General features: G+C 45.8%; 4 protein-coding genes. All 4 read left to right on the forward strand.

Annotation, left to right across the window (positions count from 1 at the left end):
• Positions 1-1,881: flagellar hook-basal body complex protein (locus B7X71_RS13390; RefSeq protein ID WP_293601000.1), on the forward strand; the 1,881-nt coding region annotated here is incomplete at its 5' end.
• A 22-nt stretch (positions 1,882-1,903) separates the two neighbouring features.
• Positions 1,904-2,665, forward strand: a complete 762-nt coding sequence (gene flgF / locus B7X71_RS13395; RefSeq protein WP_215302819.1) for a flagellar basal body rod protein FlgF — start codon at positions 1,904-1,906, stop codon at positions 2,663-2,665.
• 29 nt (positions 2,666-2,694) lie between these two features.
• Positions 2,695-3,483, forward strand: a complete 789-nt coding sequence (gene flgG, locus B7X71_RS13400) for a flagellar basal-body rod protein FlgG (RefSeq protein WP_293601001.1) — start codon at positions 2,695-2,697, stop codon at positions 3,481-3,483.
• Positions 3,483-3,918, forward strand: a 436-nt coding sequence (locus B7X71_RS13405; protein ID WP_293601002.1) for a flagellar basal body L-ring protein FlgH, incomplete at its 3' end; no start/stop codon positions are given. The genes flgG and B7X71_RS13405, both read left to right, overlap by 1 nt.

Raw genomic sequence — 3,918 nt, forward strand, 5'->3', positions numbered from 1 at the left:
TTCTCGCCAACTGATCCAACAACTTACAGTCAAGCAACATCACAGACAATCTATGACGATAAAGGCTTTGCGCATACTTTATCAATGTTCTACAAAAAGGTTAGCTCTCAGGACTTAACTATTACTGCAGATGCGGTTGGAACTGCTGCGGGTAGTACATTTAACTTTAGCCCTACTCAGACTATTGATCCCGATATTGCCTCTGTTGATTCATACAACAGACCCCCTGGTGAGCAATTTAATAAAATTTCTTCGACAGCAGTTGCTCTGGGAACTGGCGCAGCAAGTACGGAGTCAATTTACGAGGCAACACTCACCCCAATGAGTGGTGCGGCAAACACCGTTGGAACTGTGTATAACCTGCGTTTAAGAGACGGTACTAACCTCACTCTGACTCAAACTGTAGCCGGAACAAGTTCTATCAAAGCTGAGTACACAGTAAACGTAGATCGATTTGAAGTATTTGCGACGGTGGATGGAAATCCAGTTACGCCTAATGCAAGTATCACGCCTCCAACTCCTCCATCAAGAACTGCTGGTGCGACTGCAGTTACGGAAATAACATCAGTATTATTTCCAGATTTAGCGGCCACCAAAACATTCATAATGGCAGGACTCACGTTTACCGCTGGCTCAGCAGGCGCATCCGCGGCAGAGCTTGCAGCAGCATTTGCAAGTATTACACCCGGAGAAGATTACACAACAGTTAATTCAAATAATTCGTTAACTACCAATGCTGCAACCGTGGGAGCATTTACAAGTGGTACAGTTGCTGGCTGGTCTACTGGAACAAGATCAACTGAAACAGTTGTATTTACAAGTTCAAGCCCATATGCCTCAGTTGGCGATTTAGACAGTGCTGGTACTCGTGGAACGGATGCAACCTTTACAAAGACGCAGGGTGTAGCGGCATCAGCATCAATGGCATTTAATGCTTTAGCTGCAGGCCAGAAATTGACGATGGCAGGATTAACATTTACTGCTGGAGCATCAGGGGCTACAGCAGCACAAGTTGCTGCCGCATTTGCTAGCATTACTGCAGGCCAAGCATATACAACGGTTAATACCAATAATTCATTAACCGGTGATTCTACGGGCGGTGTTTTTACTTCGGGTGCCGCTGCTGAATGGTCTACCGGAACAGCTTCAACAGCCACTGTAGTCTTTACCTGTACAGCTGGAAAATCTGGAGTCACTGGCTTAACTAGTGTTTTAGATCCAGTTGTCGGTGGCATTGCTGATGCGAGCGTATTGATTGAAGGTTCACCAGTAGCTGAACAACAATCGATTGGTGTAATGGGTTTCATTGCCGGTAAAAATATTGACTCCTTATCACGTGATTCATTTGGCAACCCTCAGTTTGCAACACGATTTAATATTGATGCATCACGTGGCGAAGGATCGGAGTACGCTCAGACGCTAAATGGTGGTGGTATTCAGTTAACCATTGAAGCTAATGGAAGCACGGCGTACTCATCTGCAGCGCAAACTTACACCAATACACAAGATGGTTCAGCAACATCGCAGTTAGCTTCCTATAACGTAGATTCCAGCGGTAAGCTAGTGGCTCAGTATGACAATGGAAGCTCAGTTGTTAAGGGCCAGTTGATCTTGGCTTACTTTAATAATCTTGAGGGATTGATTCCGAACGGCAATAATACTTATGAAGCTTCTTCAGCTTCAGGTGAGCCGCTATTGAGCTTCCCAGGCGACGGTACTTTGGGTGCGATTCGCTCTAAAGCAGTTGAGCAATCTAACGTTGACCTCACAGAAGAATTGGTGAAATTGATGGTCTTGCAGCGTCAATACTCTGCTGTATCACAAGCAACTAAAGTGATGGCTGCTACCTTGATTGATGATGCTATCAACATCGGCCGTTAATAGAAAGTAATCGGCCAATCTCATGATCAATCGCTACGCATACACCTCCATGACTGGAGCAACTGCTTCTACACAGCAGTTGGCGGTGACTTCGAACAACTTGGCAAATTCATTAACGCCAGGTTTTCGAGAGGTGATTAGTGCATTCCGCGCGGTGCCGCTAAAGGGTGATGGTGTTCCTTTCACAGGCAACGGCGCTGATACGCGAGTATTTTCGGTTGAGACAACACCAGGTAGCAATTTCACACAAGGCCAATTGCAAACGACTGGAAACGCTTTGGACGTGGCAATTAAGGGCGATGGTATGTTTACAGTCCGTCGTCCAGATGGTCAAGAGGCCTATACCAGAGCTGGTAAGTTCATGGTCAATGAGACGGGTATGTTGATGATTGGTAAAGATATACCGGTAGTAGGTGCTGGTGGAACCATCACGATTCCGATTGGAGCAACAGTTCAAATTGCTGAAGATGGTGCTGTATATACCCAGTTGCCTGGTACGCAGTTCTTGAATCAAGCTGGGAAGCTCAAACTCGTTAATCCAAATACTAACGACCTGGTTCGTGCAGCTGATGGATTATTTGATCTACCTGGCCAACAGGCCGCAGCAGATCCATTAGTTAGGGTTGTGCAGGGCGCATTCGAAATGAGTAATAACAATCCGACTTTGGCAATGGTGCAAATGATTGATCAGAGTCGACTGTTTGATTTAAATAGTCGTTCAATTACCTTCGCAGATCAAAACGCAAGATCAGCAACTACCTTGCTATCGCTTTCAAGAGCTTAATCAACATTAAATAACAAGAGAAAAAAACAATGTTACGTTCCTTATGGATAGCAAAAACAGGTATGGACTCCCAGCAGTTCAACCTGGACGTTATTACCAATAACCTAGCAAACTCATCGACCACCGCTTTTAAGCGTGTACAGCCGATGTTTCAAGATTTGCTCTATACAACATTGCGCTCTGCAGGTTCCGCAGCAAATGCACAAAACCTCTTGCCAACTGGTCTGCAGATCGGTGCTGGAGCTGCAGTTACATCAACAGAGCGAAATAATATTCAAGGTGGACTGATTCAAACCGGGAACCAACTAGATGTAGCGATTCAAGGAAATGGCTATTTCCAAATCCAGTTGGCGGATGGTACCTTGGCCTACACCCGAAACGGTCAGTTTAGTAAGAGTGCAACTGGTCAGATTGTGACGATGCAGGGTAACGTGGTTGCGGGCGGTGGAGTCATACCAGCTAATGCAACATCAATCACCATTAACCAAGCTGGTTTGGTTCAGTACACATTGCAGGGTAATACCAATGCGATTCAGGCTGGTCAGCTGACAATGGCTAACTTTATTAACCCAGCTGGCTTGCAAGCCTTAGGTGGTGGTAACTTTATTCCTACACCTGCATCGGGCACCGCACAAAATAATATTGCTGGATCAAATGGTATGGGCACAACAAACCAATACTATATCGAGCAATCGAACGTAAACGTTGCCGAAGAATTGGTAAATTTGATCGCGGCACAACGCGCATATGAAATCAATACACGTGCAGTAACGGCGTCTGATCAGATTTTGCAGCGCGTAAGCAATATGGGTCAGTAATGATGAAATTATTTAGAGCCTATCGCGGACTTTCAGTGTCAGTGCTGAGCGCCATTATTTTGGGAGGTTGTGCCAGTGCCGATCGTCCATCACTGCTGACAACACCATCTTCTGCAAGACCAAGACCAATTCAAGAAACCTCAGCAAATATGGGGAGCTTGTATCCAGCAAACTCTGGTGGGCCTTATGTGAATGCGGTAAGCCATCGCCCTCTATTTGAAGATCGTCGTGCGCGTAATGTGGGCGACACGCTGACTGTTGTATTAAACGAGACAACCAGTGCAGCAAAGAATTCTGGAATGTCTGCTGCACGTAAAGCAAATGCAAGTTCGGAGTTTGGAAACACTAGCACAACCCCATTTGGTCCCTACACAAGTATTGCTAATATCGCCAACTTTGGAGGTGCCGGAGACATTAAGAGTGAAGGTACTGGCG

The sequence above is a fragment of the Polynucleobacter sp. 39-46-10 genome, from assembly GCF_002282275.1.

Bases quoted from the DNA above. Each gene is read 5' to 3' on its own strand.
- flgF (WP_215302819.1), top strand. From the start codon at position 1,904: ATGATCAATCGCTACGCATACACCTCCATGACTGGAGCAACTGCTTCT.
- flgG (WP_293601001.1), top strand. From the start codon at position 2,695: ATGTTACGTTCCTTATGGATAGCAAAAACAGGTATGGACTCCCAGCAG.